Source organism: Phycicoccus jejuensis (genome assembly GCF_044797865.1).
Taxonomy (GTDB): Bacteria; Actinomycetota; Actinomycetes; order Actinomycetales; family Dermatophilaceae; genus Phycicoccus; species Phycicoccus jejuensis.
Genome location: NZ_CP085209.1, coordinates 3333472 through 3352241, shown reverse-complemented (window position 1 = coordinate 3352241; position 18770 = coordinate 3333472). Strand labels below are relative to the sequence as shown.

The following is an 18770-nucleotide window of genomic DNA, read 5'->3' as shown; positions in this document are numbered from 1 at the left end:
ATGGAGCAGCGCAGCGTCCGGCTCGGGGTCCCCGGTCACGACGCCGACCTCGAGGTCGTGCGGTACGGCCACTGGGGGCGGCCGGTCCTCCTCTTCCCGTCCGAGGCCGGCGCGGCGCGCGACGCCGAGGGCAACGGGATGCTCGACGCGGTCCGCCCGCTCGTCGACGCCGGCCGGGTCAGCCTCTTCTGCGTCGACTCCCTCGACGGCTGGTCCTGGTCCGACACCTCGCTGCCGACCGAGGAGCGCGCCCGCCGCGCCGGCGCGTACACGGCGTGGCTCTCGGAGGCGGTCCTGCCGTGGGTGCAGGGCGAGAGCGGCGGCTCGTCGGAGGTCGTGGCGGTCGGGCCGTCGATGGGCGCGTACCACGCCGTGCACCTCGCGCTGACCCGCGCCGACGTCGTGCCCCTCGCCATCGGGCTGTCGGGCAACTACGACCCGACGACGTGGAACGGCTGGGGCGAGGTCGGCGACGCGACGCACTTCGCGAACCCGTCGGCCTACGTCGCGCACGCCGGAGGCGACCACCTCGACTGGCTGCGCGCGCGGGTGTCCATCCTCCTCGTCGTCGGGCAGGGGCCGTTCGAGGTCTCACCGACGCGGTCGCTGCCCGCCACCCACGAGTTCGCGAACGTGCTGTCCGGCAAGGGGATCCGCCACGAGCTCGACGTCTGGGGCCACGACAGCGCCCACGACTGGCCGTGGTGGTCCCGCCAGCTCGCCCACCACCTGCCCCGCTTCACCTGACGAAGGGACCTCGCCGTGACCGACCCGACCGACCACCCCGTCGGCCTCCTGCTCGGCGCCGAGCAGGACTGGCCGACCGCGTTCGAGGCGCTCGCCGCCCGGCTGGGCGTGCTCACCGCGCCCGACGGCTCGCGGCACACGCTCTCGACCGAGCGGATGACGATCGAGCCGTTCAACCTGCGCGACCGGGCGCGCCACGAGCTCGTCATCGACCGGCTCGCGCACTGGTACTACCACCCGCGCGAGTGGCTCAAGAAGGCCGCGCTCATGGATGACGTCTACCTGCTCAACAGCCCGTTCACCTTCCAGTCGATGGAGAAGCACTCGGCGTACTGCGCGCTCATGCGGCTCGGGATGAACGTGCCCGAGACGGTGCTCGTGCCGTACAAGAACCCCGTCGACAACGCCCGCTGGGCCTTCACCTCGGCGAAGTACAACCGGCCGTTCGACCTCGACGAGATCGCCGACTCGCTCGGCTACCCGCTCTACATGAAGCCCTTCGACGGCGGTGGCTGGCGTGGGGTCTCGCAGGTCCGCGACCGCGAGGACCTGCACCGGGCGTACGACGACTCCGGCGAGATGCTCATGCACCTGCAGGCCTCGGTGCCCGACTACGAGCACTTCGTCCGGACCCTGACCATCGGCCCCGAGACGATGGCGATGAAGTTCCGCCCCGAGGAGCCGATGCACGAGCGCTACGCCGTCGTCCACGACTTCCTCTCCGACGAGGTCGGCCGCGAGGTCCTCACGGTGAGCCAGACCGTCAACGCGTTCTTCCGGTGGGAGTTCAACTCCTGCGAGATGCTCGTCAAGGACGGGGTCGTGTACCCCATCGACTACGCGAACGCCTGCCCCGACGTCGCCGTCACGTCGCTGCACTACTACTTCCCGTGGGCGATGACGGCGCTGCTGCGCTGGACGACGTTCTGCACCGTGACCGGGCGCTCGCCGCGGCCGCACATCGACACCGCCCCGTGGTTCGCCGTGGCCGACGACGAGGTGCTCGACCACCAGGGGCGCCTGGCTGCCTACCAGACCCTGGCCGACGACCACTTCGAGGCCGAGCGCTACCGCGCCTTCTGCGACTCGACGCTGGCGCACGTCCCCGAGATGGTCCTCGAGTGGGTCGGCTCCGAGGACTTCCACCGGATGCTCGTCTCGACCGTGCAGCAGACCTACCCGCCGCAGGAGTGGGAGCGCTTCGAGGCCCACTTCACGGGGCTGATCGGGCTGTGGCTCTCGGACGAGCAGGTGCGGCTCACGACGGGTCCGGCGGCGGGCTGAGCTCCCGCCGGCGGCGCAGCTCGGCCAGCGTGGCTCGCGCCCGCAGCCAGCGCAGCGACGCGAGAGGGAGGAGGGCGAGGAAGAGGAACGCGGACTCGCGCCATCGGCCGAGCACGAGGAACACGACGAGCGCGACCGGCAGTGGCGCGAAGACGGCGAGATCGAGCACCATTCGACGGCGCAGGACCCGGGTCGGTGTCGGCGGTACGTAGAACGGCGAGCCCGGCGGCGCGACCGGCCAGGTCGCCGGGTCCCCCGAGAGAGGTTCCACGGCGACCACCCCCTGCGCCCGACCGTACGCCCGTGGGGGCGCCACGTCGCCCTGCCGCGGCGCGTGACGGGCCTAGGGTGGGCGCCATGAGCACCCGGGTGGGGTTCCTGCGGGCCGTCAACGTCGGCCGGCGTCGCGTCGCGATGAGCCGCGTGGTCGCCGTGTGCGAGGGCCTCGGGTACGAGGACGTCTGGACGTACGTCAACAGCGGCAACGTCGTGCTCGACGCGACGGGTACCCGGGCGGCGGTCGAGCGAGCGGTGCAGACGGCGCTCGAGGAGGAGCTCGGGTTCGAGTGCTCGACGTTCGTCCGGACGCCGACGCAGCTGCACGCGGTGCTGGAGGACCGGCCGTTCGAGGTCGCCGACGGCGACACGCACTTCGTGCTGTTCCTGCGCTCGGCGCCGTCCGCCGCGGACGGCGGGGCGCTCGAGGCCCTCTCGAACGAGTTCGACACCATCGTCGTCCGGGGGAGCGACGTGCACTGGCGGATGCGGGGCAAGTCGACCGACTCCCGTCTGGTGACGCGCGACTGGGAGCGCATCCTCGGCCCGGCGAGCAGCACGAGCCGCAACGTCACGATGCTGACCAAGCTCGTCGCGAAGATCGACGCCCGCTGACCACCACGCCGCCTCGACCTCGCGCGGCCGCGGTCATCCCGCTGCGCCGCCCCCACCTCGTCCTGCCGCCCTGTCAGGGCGCCCCGGCACGGCGACATCACCCCGGCACGGCGAGGGGGCACCGGCACGGCGAGGTCGCCCCGGCACGGCGCGAGACCCCGGTTCGTCCGCGAGACCCCGGTCCGGAGCCGGGGTCTCGCGGACATTTCGGGGTGACCCCGAAATGTTGGGGCTGATGGGGCTGATGGGGCGGGTGGGGCGGGTGGGGCGGTCGGGTCAGGAGCCGAGGGCGGCGGAGACGACGTCCTTGGCCTCGGCCTGGACCTGGGCGAGGTGGTCGGGGCCGCGGAAGGACTCGGCGTAGATCTTGTAGACGTCCTCGGTGCCGCTCGGCCGCGCCGCGAACCACGCCGACTCCGTGACGACCTTGAGGCCGCCGATGGCCGCGCCGTTGCCGGGCGCCTCGGTGAGCTTGGCGGTGATCGGCTCGCCGGCGAGGGTCTCGGCCGCGACGTCGGCGGGGGAGAGGGCCGCGAGCTTCGCCTTCTGCGCGCGGTCCGCCGGGGCGTCGATGCGGGCGTAGGCCGGCTCGCCGTGGCGCGCGACGAGGTCGCCGTAGTGCTCGCTCGGGGTCCGCCCGGTGCGCGCGATGATCTCGGAGGCGAGCAGGGCGAGGAGGATGCCGTCCTTGTCGGTCGTCCACACCGAGCCGTCGTGGCGCAGGAACGACGCACCGGCCGACTCCTCGCCGCCGAACGGGCCGGAACCGTCGAGCAGCCCCGGCACGAACCACTTGAAGCCGACCGGCACCTCGACGAGCCGGCGTCCGAGGTCGGCCGCGACCCGGTCGATCATCGAGCTCGACACGAGGGTCTTGCCGATGAAGCCGTCCTCGCGCCACTGCGGGCGCGCCCCGCCGTAGAGGTAGCGGATGGCGACCGCGAGGTAGTGGTTGGGGTTCATGAGACCGGCGTCCGGGGTGACGATGCCGTGCCGGTCGCTGTCGGCGTCGTTGCCGGTCGCGACGTCGTACTCGTCGCGCCGCTCGATGAGCGAGGCCATCGCCGAGGGGGAGGAGCAGTCCATTCGGATCTTGCCGTCCCAGTCGAGCGTCATGAAGCGCCAGGTCGGGTCGACGAGCGGGTTGACGACCGTGAGGTCGAGGCGGTGCCGCTCGGCGATCGCGCCCCAGTAGTCCACGGCCGCACCCCCGAGGGGGTCGGCGCCGATCCGCACCCCGGCCTCGCGGACGGCGTCGAGGTCGAGGACGTTCGGCAGGTCGTCGACGTAGCGGCCCATGAAGTCGTAGGACTGCGCGGCGGCCCGGGCGCGGGCGAAGGGGATGCGCCGCACGCCGTCCAGCCCGGCGCGCAGGTACGCGTTGGCCGCCGCGGCGATGACCTTCGTCGCGTCGGAGTCGGCCGGCCCGCCGTGCGGGGGGTTGTACTTGAACCCGCCGTCGGTCGGCGGGTTGTGCGACGGGGTGACGACGATGCCGTCGGCGAGGCCGCGGCCGGCCGGCATGTCGTCGACGCCGGAGACCTTGCCGCGGTTGGCGACGAGGATCGCGTGGGACACCGCCGGGGTCGGGGTGTAGCGGTCGCCGGAGTCGACGAGCACCGTGACGTCGTTGGCGGCGAGCACCTCGAGGGCGCTCGACCACGCGGGCTCGGACAGGCCGTGGGTGTCGCGACCCATGAACAGCGGTCCGTCGTAACCCTGCTCGCGCCGGTAGTCGCAGATGGCCTGCGTCGTGGCCAGGATGTGCGCCTCGTTGAACGACGTGCGCAGGCTCGAGCCGCGGTGGCCGGAGGTCCCGAACGCGACCTGCTGGTCGACGTCCTCCGGGTCGGGCACGCGCGTGTAGTACGCCGTGACGAGCGCCGCGACGTCGACGAGGTCGGAGGGCTGGGCGGGCTGTCCGGCGCGCGAGGAGGTCATGGCGCCGATCCTCGCAGACCACCCGCACCACCGACAGGTGACGGTGTCTGCGAGATCACACCCGGACATACCCCACGGGGTAGACCGCAACTACTACGACGAGTAGTAAGGAACCATGACCGGAACCCAGAAGCACCTGCTGGTCCTCGGCGCCGGGACCGCCGGGACGATGATCGTCAACAAGCTGCGCAAGCGGCTGCCCCGCGAGGCATGGACCATCACCGTCGTCGACCGCGACGACGTCCACGACTACCAGCCGGGGTACCTGTTCATCCCCTTCGGGATCACCACCCCCGAGCAGGTCCGCAGGACCAAGCGCCCCTTCATCCACGACGGCGTCGACGTCGTCATGGGGACGGTCGAGCGGGTCGACACCGACGCCCACGAGGTGCGCCTGGAGGACGGCCGCATCCTGCCCTGGGACCAGCTCGTCATCGCCACCGGCACCTCGCCCCGCCCCGACCAGACCGAGGGGACCCTCGGCCCGCAGTGGCACCACGAGGTCGGCGAGTTCTACACGTACGAGGGCGCCCTCGCCCTGCACGAGCAGCTCGACACCTTCACGGGCGGCCGCCTCGTCGTGCACATCACCGAGCTGCCGATCAAGTGCCCGGTCGCGCCGCTGGAGTTCACCTTCCTCGCCGACGACTGGCTGCGGCAGCGCGGCCTGCGCGAGCGCACCGAGCTCGTCTTCGTCACCCCGCTCGACGGCGCGTTCACGAAGCCCGTCGCGAGCCGGACGCTCGGGAGCCTGCTCGAGGAGAAGGGCATCACCGTCGAGCCCGACTTCATGGTCGAGCGGATCGACCAGGAGCGGAAGGTCATCGTCTCCTTCGACGAGCGGGAGGTCGCCTACGACCAGCTCGTCACCGTGCCGCTCAACATGGGCGCGGACTTCGTCGGCACGTCGGGGCTCGGCGACGAGCTGAACTACGTGCCGGTCGACAAGCGCACCTTCCTCGCGCACGGGTACGACGACGTCTTCGCCCTCGGCGACGCGAGCAACATCCCGACGAGCAAGGCGGGGTCGGTCGCGCACTTCTCGGTCGAGGTCTTCGTCGAGAACTTCGTCGAGCACGTCGCCGGCCGGCCGATGACCCACTCCTTCGACGGCCACGCGAACTGCTTCGTCGAGTCGGGGCACGGCAAGGCGCTGCTCCTCGACTTCAACTACGACACCGAGCCCCTGACGGGCACCTTCCCCCTCCCGAAGGTCGGCCCGATGCGGCTGCTCGGGGAGTCGCGCGCCAACCACCTCGGCAAGCTCGCGTTCCGGCACGTCTACTGGAACGCCCTGCTCCCCGGTCGCCCGCTCGGCCTGCCCGCCGAGATGTCGATGGCCGGCAAGAACCCCGCCTGAGCCCCACGGAAAGGACACACCACGATGACCACCACGACGATCGCCGGCCACCAGGTCGAGGTCAACGAGGAGGGCTTCCTCACCCGCCCCGACGAGTGGAGCGAGGACCTCGCCCCGGAGCTCGCCGGCCTCATCGGCCTCCGGCTCGGCGACGAGCACTGGAAGCTCATCCACTTCCTGCGCGACGACTTCGCCGCCCAGGGCGAGACCGCCACCCTGCGCCGGGTCTCGACGCAGACCGGGACGCCCGCCAAGCAGCTCTTCGCGCTCTTCCCCGGCAAGCCCGCCAAGAAGATGGCCTACGTCTCCGGCCTACCCAAGCCCAGGGGATGTGTCTGACATGACCGCCACCGACACCGCACCCGTCGTCGTCCCCTCGTTCGACGACGCCGTCGACAGCGGGCGCAAGCTCGCGATCATCTGCTCCAAGGGCAACCTCGACATGGCCTACCCGGGTCTCGTCCTCGCCAACGCCGCCGTCGGCGAGGGCGTCGAGACGCACATGTTCTTCACCTTCTGGGGCTTCGACATCATCACGCGCGCGACGATGGCCGACCTCAAGTTCAGCTTCGTCGGCAACACGGCGATGCACCCGCCGGGCCACAGCGGCGTGGGGATCCACCACATGCTCGGCGCCCTGCCGGGGGCCACGGCCGCGGCGACGAGGATGATGAAGAAGCAGATCGCCGACCTCGACGTGCCCGACGTGCCGGAGTTCCTCGAGCTGCTCAGCGGCTCCGGGGTGCACATGTGGGCCTGCCGGATGTCGGCCGACATGAACCACGTGACCGAGGACGACCTCTACGAGGGCGTCGAGGGCATCATCTCCGCGAGCGACTTCATCGAGCTCACCGACGGCGCGCAGCTGCTGTTCATCTGAGGGGGCGGCGCGCACGACGGCCCGGCGGGACCCTGTCACCCGCCGGGCCGTTCGCGCGTCGTCAGATGTCGAGGACGGTGGCCGGACGCTCGGTGCCCGGGACCGGCGCGAGGTAGACCGTCGAGAGGCGGGCGACCCGCACCGTGACCGACCACGGCTGGTCGTTCCAGGGCGTCGGCTCGGCGGACACGACGACGCCGCCCTGGCTCGGGCTGCCGGCCTCGTCGTAGCCGCTCGTGTCGAGGACGACCTCCCAGTCGCCGGAGCGCGGGACGCCGAGGCGCACCCACTCCTTGTCCTCGCCGCTGTAGTTGACGGCCGTGACGACGACGTCGCCGGTGCCGTCGGACCGCTCGTGGCGCAGGTACGACAGGAGGTTGCCGGTGTTGTCGTCGGCGTCGAGCCACCGGAAGCCGGCGGGCTGCTCGTCGAGCGTCCACAGGGCGGGGTGCGCGCGGTAGAGCGCGTTGAGCTGCTTGACCAGGGCGTGCACGCGGTGGTGTGCCGCGTGGTCGAGGAGCCACCACTCGAGCGAGCGCCCGTCGGCCCACTCCTGCGGCTGGGCGAACTCCGAGCCCATGAACAACAGCTGCTTGCCGGGGTGGCTCCACATGTAGGCGAGGAAGGCCCGCAGCGTCGCGAGCTGCTCGGGCCGCTCGCCGGGGATCTTCGTCAGCAGCGAGCCCTTTCCGTGGACGACCTCGTCGTGGCTGATGGGCAGCACGAAGCTCTCGCTGAAGGCGTACATCAGCGAGAAGGTCAGCAGGTTGTGGTGGTACTGGCGGTGGACCGGCTGCTCCTGCAGGTAGCGCAGGGTGTCGTTCATCCAGCCCATGTTCCACTTGAGGCCGAAGCCGAGGCCGCCGGCGGACGTCGGGCGGGTGACGCCCGGCCAGGAGGTCGACTCCTCGGCGATCGTGACGATGCCGGGCACCCGCTTGTAGGCCGTCGCGTTGGCCTCCTGGAGCAGCCCGATGGCCTCGAGGTGCTCGCGGCCCCCGTGGACGTTGGGGATCCACTCGCCGTCCTTGCGCGAGTAGTCGAGGTAGAGCATCGAGGCGACGGCGTCGACCCGCAGGCCGTCGACGTGGAACTCCTCGAGCCAGTAGACCGCGTTGGCGACGAGGAAGTTGCGCACCTCGAGCCGGCCGAAGTCGAACACGTGCGTGCCCCAGTCGGGCTGGTCGCCGCGGCGCGGGTCCGGGTGCTCGTAGAGGGGCAGGCCGTCGAAGCGGGCGAGGGCCCACTCGTCGCGCGGGAAGTGCCCGGGCACCCAGTCGAGGATGACCCCGATGCCGGCGCGGTGCAGGGCGTCGACGAGGTACTTGAAGTCGTCGGGGTCGCCGAAGCGCGCGGTCGGGGCGTAGTAGCCCGTCACCTGGTAGCCCCACGAGGGGCCGTACGGGTGCTCCATGACGGGCAGGAGCTCGACGTGCGTGAACCCGAGGTCGGTCACGTAGTTGACGAGGTGCTCGGCGAGCTCGCGGTAGCCGAGGCCCTGGCGCCACGAGCCGAGGTGGACCTCGTAGACGCTCATCGGGCCGGTGTGCGGGTCGCGTGAGGCGCGCTGCTCCATCCAGGCGGCGTCGTCCCACGCGTGGGTGCTCTCGTCGACGACGGAGCCGGTGCGCGGCGGGCACTCGGTGCGGCGGGCCATCGGGTCGGCCTTGGCGCGCACGACGTCGTCGGCGCCGCGGATCTCGTACTTGTAGACCGCACCCGCGCCGACACCGGGGACGAAGAGCTCCCAGACGCCGCTGCTGCCGAGGTGGCGCATCGGGTGCACGCGCCCGTCCCAGCCGTTGAAGTCGCCGACGACGCGGACGGCCTTGGCCCGCGGGGCCCAGACCGCGAAGGACGTGCCGCGGACCTCGCCCATGGGGCCCGGGTAGGTGTGCACCCGGGCGCCGAGCACCGTCCACAGCTGCTCGTGCCGGCCCTCGCCGACGAGGTGCAGGTCGACCTCGCCGAGGGTCGGGGCGAAGCGGTAGGGGTCGTCCTGCTCGTGCTCGATGCCGTCGTCCCACGCGACGAGGAGGCGGTAGTCCATCGTCCGCGTCGTCTCCGGCCGGACGGCGGTCCACACGCCCTCGGCCTCGTGCTCGAGCGCGAGCTCCTCGCCGTCCTCGAAGCGCACCCGCACCGAGCGGGCCATCGGCCGCAGGACGCGGATGCGCAGGCCCGCCGGCTCGAGGTGCTGGCCGAGCAGGTCGTGCGGCTGCTGGTGGCGGCCCTGGACGAGCGCGGTGATGGCGCCTCCGACCTCGGGGCTGGGGGAGGGGGTCACGAGAGATCTCCTTGCGGCGGGGTGGCGGGGGAGAAGCGGGCGGTCAGCCGGGTCACGGCGTCGAGAGGGACCGCGAGCCACTCGGGTCGGTTGCGGGCCTCGTAGACCACCTCGTAGAGCGCCTTGTCGAGCTCGAAGGCGGCGAGCACGGCGGCACGGTGGCGGGGGTCCTTGCCGGCCTCGGCGGCGTACCCGTCGAGGAAGGCGTCCTGGGCGGCGGTGACCCACGAGCGGGCGGAGCGGCCGACGACGCGCTCGAGCGTGCCGCCGACGTAGTCGAAGCTGCGGAGCATCCCGGCGACGTCGCGGACCCACTGGTCGGGCAGCACACGCTCGGCGAGCGGACGCAGCGGCTCGCCCTCGAAGTCGAGGAGGACCCAGCCGCGCTCGGGGGAGCGCAGCACCTGGCCGAGGTGGTAGTCGCCGTGGATGCGTTGCAGCGCAGGCCAGTCGGCCGCCGCGGCAGCAGCGAGGACGGCCTCGACGGCCGGCGCCTCGGCCGCGAGCCCGGGCACGGCGGCGACGGCGGCGTCGAAGCGCGAGCGCATGCTCGCGAGGATGGCGTCGACCTGCTCGGGGGTCGTCGGGCTCGTGCCGAGCACACCGGCCAGGGTGCGGTGCACCTCGGCGGTGGCCTCGCCGAGCTCGCGGGCCGGGCCGGTGAAGTCCGTGCCGTCCTCCGCGGCGCGCAGCGCGACCCGCCAGGCGTCCTCGACGCCGGGCAGGAACTCCTGCGCGAAGGCGAGGTGGCCGTGGGCCGGGCGGTCGCCCTCGGGCCCGGGGTGCGGCCAGGCGCCGGTCACCGCGCCCACGACCCCGGGCACGCGGCGCGAGCCGGCGTCGACGAGGGCGCCCTGGAGCACGACGTCGGGGTTGTCACCGGGCGAGAGCATCCGGAAGACCTTGACGATGAGCGGCACGCGGGCGCCGGACTCGTCCTCGGTGTCGAGGATGACCGAGGTGTTCGACTGCTCGCCGGTGAGGACCCGGGACGAGCGGACGCGGACGGCGGAGGTCCAGCTCGGCTGCGGCACACCCGAGACCGAGTCGTCGACGGCGTCGGAGGCCGACGACGACGCGGCCGGGACCCGCCCCTGGACGAGCTCGAGGAGCTGCGCGGCGTAGGCCGGGTCGTGCGGCGCGTCGTACACCCACCGGCGGCCGAGCACCGAGTGCTCGAGGGTGCCCACGAGCGCGTGGTCGGCGGACGCCAGCGGCTCGCCGCGGTAGGTGAGCGGCACCTGGTAGACGACCGGCTCGTCGCCGGACTCGTCGACGACGACCATCGTCTCGATGCCGACCTCGCCGGCCGGGTCGTCGAGCCGCCACGCCGCGAGCCGACGCACCCTGGGTCGCCGGCCCTTCGCGGCGTACCAGCGCTGCTCACCCATCCACTCCTCGACGAGCTCCTGCTTCGAGGGGGTGAGGCTCGCGCCGGTGTGGATCTCAGCCACGGTCGCTCCCGGGCGGCGGGTCGAGCGCCAGCCAGAAGAAGTCGCGCGAGCCGAGGGTGACGGTGAGGGTGCCGTCGGCGGAGACGTCGGGGAACCCGGTGCCGCCGAACAGGTCCCGCGTCTCCCAGCCGGCGAGCTCCTCGGGGAGCGTCACCGTCGTGGCCTGCGGGCGGGAGGAGAGGTTGTTGATGCAGAGCACCGCCTTGGCCGAGCGGTCCTCGACGTCGCGGTCGCGCCGGTCGACCCGGGTGTAGGCGAGGACGCGGTCGTGCGTGGAGTCGCAGACCGTGAAGTCACCGAGCCCGAAGACGGGGTGCTCGCGGCGGACCGCGAGCATGCCGCGCACCCAGTGCAGGAGCGAGGAGCCCGAGGCCATCTGCGCCTCGACGTTGACGTGGTTGTAGTGGTGCACCAGCGACTGCACGACGGGCAGGTAGAGCTTGCCGGGGTCGGCGGTCGAGAAGCCGGCGTTGCGGTCCGGGGTCCACTGCATCGGCGTGCGCACCGCGTCGCGGTCGTCGAGCCAGATGTTGTCACCCATCCCGATCTCGTCGCCGTAGTAGAGGCAGGGCGAGCCGGGCAGCGAGAGCAGCAGCGCGTGGATCAGCTCGATCTCGGGGCGGCTGTTGTCGAGCAGCGGCGAGAGCCGGCGGCGGATGCCGACGTTGGCGCGCATCCGGGGGTCCGGGGCGTACCAGCCGTACATCGCGGCGCGCTGCTCCGGCGTCACCATCTCGAGGGTCAGCTCGTCGTGGTTGCGCAGGAACGTGCCCCACTGCGTGCCGGCCGGGATGGCGGGCGTGTCGGCGAGGACGTCGATGATCGGCGACGCCTTCTCCTCGCGCAGCGCGTAGTAGAGCATCGGCATGACGGGGAAGTGGAAGCACATCTGGCACTCCGGCGACTCCTCGGTGCCGAAGTAGTCGACGACGTCGCGCGGCGGCTGGTTGGCCTCGGCGAGCAGGATGCGCCCCGGGTACTCGGTGTCGACCATCCGGCGCAGCGAGGCGAGGAAGTCGTGCGTCTTCGGGTGGTTCTCGCAGTTGTGCCCCTCCTCCTCGTAGAGGTAGGGCACGGCGTCGAGCCGGAAGCCGTCGATGCCCATGTCCATCCAGAACCGGACGGCGTCGAAGATCGCCTCGTGCACGGCCGGGTTCTCGAAGTTGAGGTCGGGCTGGTGGCTGAAGAACCGGTGCCAGAAGAACTGGCGACGGATCGGGTCGAAGGTCCAGTTGGACGTCTCGGTGTCGATGAAGATGATCCGCGCGTCGGTGTAGCGGTCGTCGGTGTCGGACCAGACGTAGAAGTCGCCGTACGGGCCGTCCGGGTCGCTGCGCGAGGCCTGGAACCACGGGTGCTGGTCGCTCGTGTGGTTCATCACGAGGTCGGTGACGATGCGGATGCCGCGGGCGTGCGCCTGGGTGATGAGCTCGCGGAACTCCGGCAGCGTGCCGAACTCCGGCAGCACCTGCGTGTAGTCGGAGATGTCGTAACCGCCGTCGCGCAGCGGGCTCGCGTAGAACGGCGGCAGCCAGAGGCAGTCGATGCCGAGCCACTGGAGGTAGTCCAGCCGGTTGATGATGCCCTTGAAGTCGCCCTCGCCCGAGCCCGTCGAGTCACCGAAGGCGCGCACGAGGACCTCGTAGAAGACGGCCGTGCGGAACCACTCGGGGTCGTGCCGCAGGCCCGGCTGGTTCATGCCGAGGCCGGGGGTGCTGTGCCCCATCCCGGGGATCGCGCTCACCAGGGCCTCCTCAGCTCGACGACGTGACAGGGTTCGACCTCCGGGCCGAGGCGGACGTAGACGTCGCGCTGCCACGTCCACGTCTCGCCGGTCACGAGGTCGTGGGCCTCGAACGAGTCGCCCGGCTGGAACCCGAGCGCCGGCATGTCCAGGCGCAGGGTCGTGGCCCGGGTCGAGTGCGGGTCGAGGTTGGCGACGACGAGGACGACGTCGTCGGAGCCGTCGTCGAGGACGCGGCGCTTGGAGAACGCGATGAAGTTCTCGTCGTCGACGTGGTGGAACTGGATGTTGCGCAGGCGGTGCAGCGCCGGGTGGGCGCGGCGCGCCTCGTTGAGCATGGTCAGCCAACCCGCGAGGGACTGGCCCTCCTTCGGGCCGCCGGGCTCGTAGTCCGCCCAGCCGCGGTCCTTGAACTCGTACTTCTCGTTGTCGATCTGCTCCTCGGCGCCGGGGCGGGCGACGTGCTCCATCAGCTCGTAGCCGGCGTAGATGCCGTAGGTCGGCACGAGGGTCGCCGCGAGGGCGCTGCGCACCTTCCACGCCGCCGGGCCGCCGAACTGCATGTACGGCGTGAGGATGTCGTGGGTCGTCGGCCAGAACGAGGGCCGCATGTAGTCGGCCGCCTCGCCCGAGAGCTCCTGGAGGTACTCGCGCAGCTCGGGGGCGGTGTTGCGCCACGTGTAGTACGTGTAGCTCTGCTGGAAGCCGACCTTGGCGAGCGTGTGCATCATCGCCGGCTTCGTGAAGGCCTCGGCCAGCCAGATGACGTCGGGGTGGTCCTTCGCCACGTCGGCGATGATCCACTGCCAGAACTCGACCGGCTTGGTGTGCGGGTTGTCGACGCGGAAGATCTTGACGCCGTGGTCGATCCACACCTGGACGACGCGACGCACCTCGGCGTAGATGCCCGCCGGGTCGTTGTCGAAGTTCAGCGGGTAGATGTCCTGGTACTTCTTCGGCGGGTTCTCGGCGTAGGCGATCGTGCCGTCGGCGCGCGTCGTGAACCACTCCGGGTGCTCGGCGACCCACGGGTGGTCGGGGGAGCACTGGAGGGCGAGGTCCATCGCGACCTCCATCCCGAGGCGCTCGGCCTCGGCGACGAACGCGTCGAAGTCGGCGAAGGTCCCGAGGTCGGGGTGGATGGCGTCGTGGCCGCCGTCGGGGGAGCCGATGGCGTACGGGCTGCCGGGGTCCTCGGGGCGTGCGTCGAGGGTGTTGTTCGGGCCCTTCTTCGCGGCCTGACCGATCGGGTGGATCGGCGTGAGGTAGACGACGTCGAACTTCATCGCGGCGATGGCCGGCAGGCGCTCGGCGGCGGTGCGCAGCGTGCCGGTGACCCAGCGGTGGTCCTCCGCGTCGTAGCGGGCGCCCTCGCTGCGCGGGAACAGCTCGTACCAGGCGCCGTAGAGGGCGCGCTCGCGCTCGACGAGCAGCGCGTGCTCGGCCGACGGCGAGACCATGTCGCGCAGCGGGCGGGCGCCGAGCTCGAGCTCGACGGCCGCGTCCGTGCCGGCCTTGAGGCGCACGAGGTCGGGGCGGCTCGCGTCGCGCAGGGTGCGGATGGCGTCGACGAGGACCTTCTCCTGGTCGGGGGTGCGGTCGACCTCGTCGAGGGCCCGCTCGAGGACGAGGGCGCCCTCCTTGAGCATCAGCTCGGTGTCGACGTCGGCGGCGACCTTGATCGTCGCGTCGTGCTCCCAGGTGCCGTAGGGGTCCGACCAGCCCTCGACCCGGTAGGACCACCAGCCGGTGCGGTCGGGGGTCACGCGGGCGACCCACGTGTTGAGCCCCTCGTTGGTGCACGTCATCGGCACGTGGTGCTCGGCGCCGTCGGGGTCGGTGAGCACGACGGTCGCGTTGACCGCGTCGTGGCCTTCCCGGAACACGGTCGCGGAGACCTCGAGATCCTCCCCGACGACGGCCTTCGCGGGGCGCGCCCCGTGGTCGACGACGGGGCGGACGTCCTGGACCGGGATGCGGCCGATCGGGACCTGGGGCGGGGCGGTGCGGAGGGCATCACTCACCCCACCGAACCTACACGGACGCGGGCGGGTGGCGCGGGTCGCGTCACCCGCCCGTCCGCGTCGTGGTCAGGCGCGCCAGATGCGCTCGAGGTAGTCGCGCATCGAGCGGTCGGAGGAGAAGAACCCCGAGCGCGCGACGTTGAGGATGGCCGAGCGCGACCACGCGTCCTCGTCGCGGTAGGCGGCGTCGACGCGGGCCTGCGCGTCGAGGTAGGCCTGGAAGTCCGCGAGGGCCATGAAGGCGTCCTGGTGGAGCAGGTTGTCGATGACCGGGGCGACGGCCTGGCGGTCGCCGTCGGTGAAGCGGCCGCTCGCGAGGAGGTCGATCGTGCTGCGCAGGCGCGGGTTCTCCTCGTAGTAGCTCGAGGGGGAGTAGCCCGGCCGCAGCCGCTCGACCTCCGGCTCGGTCATCCCGAAGAGGAAGAAGTGGTCGTCGCCCACGAGCCGGCGGATCTCGACGTTCGCGCCGTCGTCGGTGCCGATGGTCAGCGCGCCGTTGAGGGCGAACTTCATGTTGCCCGTGCCGGAGGCCTCCTTGCCCGCGAGCGAGATCTGCTCGGAGAGGTCGGCGGCCGGGATGAGCTTCTCGGCGAGGGTGACGTTGTAGTTCGCCGGGAACGCGACCGAGAGCCGGCCGGCGACGACGGGGTCGGTGTTGACGACGTCGGCGACGGCGTTGATGAGGAAGATGATCTCCTTCGCCATGTGGTAGCCGGGGGCCGCCTTGGCGCCGAAGACGAAGGTGCGCGGGACGATGTCGTCGGCGGCGACGCGGCCGGAGACGACGTCGTCGTAGAGCGAGACGATGTGGAGCAGCTTGAGGGTCTGGCGCTTGTACTCGTGGAGGCGCTTGACCATGACGTCGAGCATCGTGTCGCGGGGGATCTCGAGCCCGTCGCGGACCTTGAGCAGGTCGTGCAGCCGCTCCTTGTTGGCCTGCTTGACCCGGCGGAACTCGGCGCGGAACGAGGCGTCGTCGGCGTAGGGCTCGAGCTCGCGCAGCCGGTCGAGGTCGGTGACCCAGCCCTCGCCGATCGTGTCGTTGAGCAGCGCGGAGAGCCGGCGGTTGGCGAGGCGCACGAAGCGGCGCGGGGTGATGCCGTTGGTGACGTTGGTGAACTTCTCGGGCCAGAGCTCGCTGAAGTCGGGGAGGACCTTGTCGCGCAGCAGCTGGCTGTGCAGCTCGGCGACGCCATTGACCTTGGAGCCGGCCACCGTCGCGAGGTAGGCCATCCGGACCGAGCGCTCGGGGTACTCCGCGATGACCGACATCCGGCGCACCCGCATCTCGTCGCCGGGGAAGGCCGCGCGGACCTCCTCGAGGAACTCCTCGTTGATCCGGTAGATGATCTCGAGGTGGCGGGGCAGCAGCCGGCCGAGGAGCTCGACGGGCCAGACCTCGAGCGCCTCGGGCAGCAGGGTGTGACAGGTGTAGGCGAAGCACTTCTGCGTGATGCTCCACGCCTCGTCCCAGTCGAAGCCCTTGCGGTCGATGAGGATGCGCATCAGCTCGGGGATGGCGATCACCGGGTGGGTGTCGTTGAGCTGGAACATGATCCGCTCGTTCAGGCGGCGCAGGTCGAAGTCCGCCGGCAGCGTGTTGTCGATGAAGTCGTGCAGCGAGCACGCGACGAAGAAGTACTGCTGCTGCAGGCGCAGCTCCTTGCCCTGGGGCGTGGAGTCCTCGGGGTAGAGGACCTTCGAGATGTTCTCGGCGAAGGTCTGGGCGCGCACGGCCTGGGCGTAGTCGCCGGAGTTGAAGATCTGCAGATCGAACGCCTGGGTGGCGCGGGCGCTCCACAGGCGCAGGGTGTTGACGACGCCGTTGCGGAAGCCGGGGACCATGTAGTGGTACGGCATCCCGAGGACGTTCCAGTCGGGCGTCCACGTGGTCCGCTCGGTGCCGGCGTCGTCCGTCGTCGTGGTCGTCGAGCCGCCGAAGCCGACGAGCACCTGGCGCTCCGGGTGCGGGAACTCCCAGGGGCTGCCGAGCGAGAGCCAGGAGTCGGGCCGTTCGACCTGGCGGTCCTCCTCGAAGGTCTGGCGGAAGATGCCGTACTCGTAGCGGATGCCGTAGCCGATGCAGGGGACGTCCATCGTCGCGAGGGAGTCGACGAAGCAGGCCGCGAGCCGGCCGAGGCCGCCGTTGCCGAGGCCTGGCTCCACCTCCTGCGCGCGCAGCGTCGCGATGTCGATGCCGCAGCGGCGCATCGCCTCCTCGGCGATGTCCTGGAGGTTGGTCGCGAGGACGTTGTTGCCGAGCTGGCGGCCGAGCAGGTACTCGGCCGAGAGGTAGCCGATGGTCTTCTGCTGCGCCTGGCGGCGGCGCGCGCCCGTCTCGAGCCAGTCGGCCATGAGGTAGCGGCGCACCGTCCGGGCCAGCGCGAGGTACTGGTCGTTGACGGTCGACTGCGACAGGAGCGTGCCCTGGCTGTAGTTGAGCTCGGCGAGGAAGGTCTCGACGAAGCCGTCGACCGTCGTCGCCGGCTGGACGACCGGGCCGTTGGCCAGCGGGTGCGTCGTGCGGAACTCCGGGCCGATCCGGCGGGCGTCGGTCGACGGCGACTCGTCGGAGACGAGGGAGCTCGTGGGCACGGTGTCGGTCATCGGTGCTCGTCCTTCGGGCAGGAGGTGGGTCGGGCGCGGCGACGGTGGTGCGCTGACACAGGGTAGCGACCTCGTGCGGAAACGCTTGCACACTCGGGGGGTGGCGCGCAGCCCCTCGACCGGATGCCGGTCAGCCGGCGCGGGTGAGGAGGTCGGGCGTGACGTCGGCGAGCGTGCGGACGCCGGTCAGCGCCGCCGTGAGGTCGAGCTCGGCGGCGATGTTGCGCAGGACCTCGCCGACGCCCTCCTCGCCGGCGAGGGCGAGCCCGTAGACGTGCGGGCGGCCGATGCCGACCGCGGTGGCGCCGAGGGCGAGCGCGACGAGCGCGTCGACACCGGTGCGCACCCCGCTGTCGAAGAGGACCGGCGTGCCGGGGGCGCGCTCGCGGACGGCGGCGACGACGCCGGGCAGCGCGTCGAGCGCGGCGACGGTGCGGTCGACCTGCCGGCCGCCGTGGTTGCTGACCCAGAGGCCGTCGACCCCGAGGTCGAGCGCGCGGGTGGCGTCGTCGGGGTGGAGCACGCCCTTGAGGACGACCGGCAGGCTCGACAGCCCGCGCAGCCGCGGCAGGTCGTCCCAGGTGAGCGAGGGGCGTGAGAAGACGTCGAGGAAGGTCTCGACGGCGGCACGCGGCACGGGGGAGCGGAGGTTGTCGCGGGTGCCGCCGGGGTGGTTGCGGCTCACCGCGAGGAGGGTGCGGACGGCGGCGGGGGTGGGGCGCGGGCTCGGTCCGGCCGGGCGGGCGGAGGCGGCGGCGACGCGCTCGGCGACGAGACGCGCGAAGACCGGGTCGGAGGTGTACTGCGCGATGCCCTCGCCGCGTGCGAAGGGGAGGTGGCCGAGGTCGAGGTCGCGGGGGCGCCACCCGAGGTAGGCGGTGTCGAGGGTGACGACGAGGGCCTCGGCGCCGCAGGCCTCGGCGCGGTGGACGAGGGAGGCGGCGAGGTCGTCGTCGCGGCTCCAGTAGAGCTGGTACCAGAACGGGCTGCCGGCCAGCGCCTCGGCGACGGTCTCCATCGGGACGCTCGCCTGGGTGCTGAGCACCGGGGTGACGGAGGCGTCCCGGGCGGCGCGGGCGACGGCGAGGTCGGCGTCCGGGTGGGCGGCGGACAGCACGCCGACGGGGGAGACGAGCAACGGCGTCGCGTGGCGGCGGCCGAGGACCTCGACGGAGAGGTCGCGCTCGGAGGTGTCGACGAGCAGACGCGGCACGACGCGCCACCGGTCGAACGCCTCGCGGTTGGCGCGGGCGCCGGCCTCGCTGCCGGCCGAGCCGGCGACGTAGGCGAAGCCGCGGCGCGACATCACCGTCTCGGCGGCCTCCTCGAGGCGGGTGCCGTCGGTGGGGACGGCCGGGCGGCGACCGAAGGATCCCGCCCGGTAGATCGCCGCCTGCGCCACGCGTCCGATGCCCTCTGCCACCTGCCTGGGTGCTGCCGCCATGCCCGACTGTCTACACGGTGCGGGGCCGGGCGGGGACCGGTCGACCCGTCCGAGGGCCCGCCGGGCGAACCGGGCGACCGGGCCCGGGCCGCACGCCCTAGGGTCGT

At 71.9% G+C, this 18770-nt stretch carries 14 protein-coding genes; 6 read left to right on the top strand and 8 right to left on the bottom strand.

Annotation, left to right across the window (positions count from 1 at the left end; genetic code table 11):
• Positions 1-747, top strand: coding sequence for an esterase family protein (locus tag LG324_RS15900; protein ID WP_404349480.1), 747 nt, complete (start codon positions 1-3; stop codon positions 745-747).
• 15 nt (positions 748-762) lie between these two features.
• A complete protein-coding gene (locus LG324_RS15895) occupies positions 763-2031 on the top strand; it encodes a RimK family alpha-L-glutamate ligase (protein WP_207023447.1) in 1269 nt (422 codons plus the stop codon).
• Here LG324_RS15895 and LG324_RS15890 read toward each other — a convergent pair.
• Positions 2006-2302 carry a hypothetical protein gene (locus LG324_RS15890; protein WP_404349477.1) on the bottom strand — a complete coding sequence of 99 codons (297 nt, stop codon included), beginning with the start codon at positions 2300-2302 and terminating at the stop codon, positions 2006-2008. The two genes, LG324_RS15895 and LG324_RS15890, sit on opposite strands and share 26 nt — an antisense overlap.
• An 86-nt stretch (positions 2303-2388) precedes the next feature.
• Between LG324_RS15890 and LG324_RS15885 the strand changes: the two genes are divergently transcribed.
• Complete coding sequence (locus LG324_RS15885) at positions 2389-2922, top strand: DUF1697 domain-containing protein (protein ID WP_404349475.1); 534 nt, start codon at positions 2389-2391, stop codon at positions 2920-2922.
• Positions 2923-3198: 276 nt separating this feature from the next.
• On the opposite strand, the gene pgm is transcribed toward LG324_RS15885, so the two are convergent.
• Entirely contained in the window at positions 3199-4863 is a 1665-nt protein-coding gene (gene pgm / locus LG324_RS15880) for a phosphoglucomutase (alpha-D-glucose-1,6-bisphosphate-dependent) (RefSeq protein ID WP_404349473.1), read from the bottom strand.
• A 115-nt stretch (positions 4864-4978) separates the two neighbouring features.
• Between pgm and LG324_RS15875 the strand changes: the two genes are divergently transcribed.
• The 3 genes from LG324_RS15875 to LG324_RS15865 are packed head-to-tail and all read left to right on the top strand — an operon-like array spanning position 4979 to position 7103.
• Complete coding sequence (locus LG324_RS15875; protein ID WP_404349471.1) at positions 4979-6223, top strand: NAD(P)/FAD-dependent oxidoreductase; 1245 nt, start codon at positions 4979-4981, stop codon at positions 6221-6223.
• Between the two features lie 24 nt (positions 6224-6247).
• Entirely contained in the window at positions 6248-6562 is a 315-nt protein-coding gene (locus LG324_RS15870; RefSeq protein WP_404349468.1) for a TusE/DsrC/DsvC family sulfur relay protein, read from the top strand.
• A 1-nt stretch (position 6563) separates the two neighbouring features.
• On the top strand, positions 6564-7103 hold the full coding sequence (locus tag LG324_RS15865) for a DsrE/DsrF/DrsH-like family protein (protein WP_030527833.1): 540 nt from the start codon (positions 6564-6566) through the stop codon (positions 7101-7103).
• A 61-nt stretch (positions 7104-7164) separates the two neighbouring features.
• Here the strand turns inward: LG324_RS15865 and glgB are convergent, their stop codons facing one another.
• From glgB to LG324_RS15835, 6 genes are all read right to left on the bottom strand, one after another.
• Positions 7165-9390, bottom strand: a complete 2226-nt coding sequence (glgB, locus tag LG324_RS15860) for a 1,4-alpha-glucan branching protein GlgB (protein WP_051750390.1) — start codon at positions 9388-9390, stop codon at positions 7165-7167.
• Positions 9387-10844: an aminoglycoside phosphotransferase gene (locus LG324_RS15855; protein ID WP_404349465.1), complete on the bottom strand. Its 1458-nt coding sequence runs from the start codon at positions 10842-10844 to the stop codon at positions 9387-9389. Before LG324_RS15855 ends, glgB begins: the two co-directional genes overlap by 4 nt.
• Entirely contained in the window at positions 10837-12570 is a 1734-nt protein-coding gene (treS, locus tag LG324_RS15850; protein WP_404353155.1) for a maltose alpha-D-glucosyltransferase, read from the bottom strand. Before treS ends, LG324_RS15855 begins: the two co-directional genes overlap by 8 nt.
• A gap of 14 nt (positions 12571-12584) precedes the next feature.
• Positions 12585-14612: a maltotransferase domain-containing protein gene (locus tag LG324_RS15845; RefSeq protein ID WP_404349463.1), complete on the bottom strand. Its 2028-nt coding sequence runs from the start codon at positions 14610-14612 to the stop codon at positions 12585-12587.
• A 66-nt stretch (positions 14613-14678) separates the two neighbouring features.
• On the bottom strand, positions 14679-17219 hold the full coding sequence (locus LG324_RS15840; RefSeq protein ID WP_030527838.1) for a glycogen/starch/alpha-glucan phosphorylase: 2541 nt from the start codon (positions 17217-17219) through the stop codon (positions 14679-14681).
• 130 nt (positions 17220-17349) lie between these two features.
• Positions 17350-18663 carry an alpha-hydroxy-acid oxidizing protein gene (locus LG324_RS15835; RefSeq protein WP_404349460.1) on the bottom strand — a complete coding sequence of 438 codons (1314 nt, stop codon included), beginning with the start codon at positions 18661-18663 and terminating at the stop codon, positions 17350-17352.
• Positions 18664-18770 lie beyond the last annotated feature (107 nt).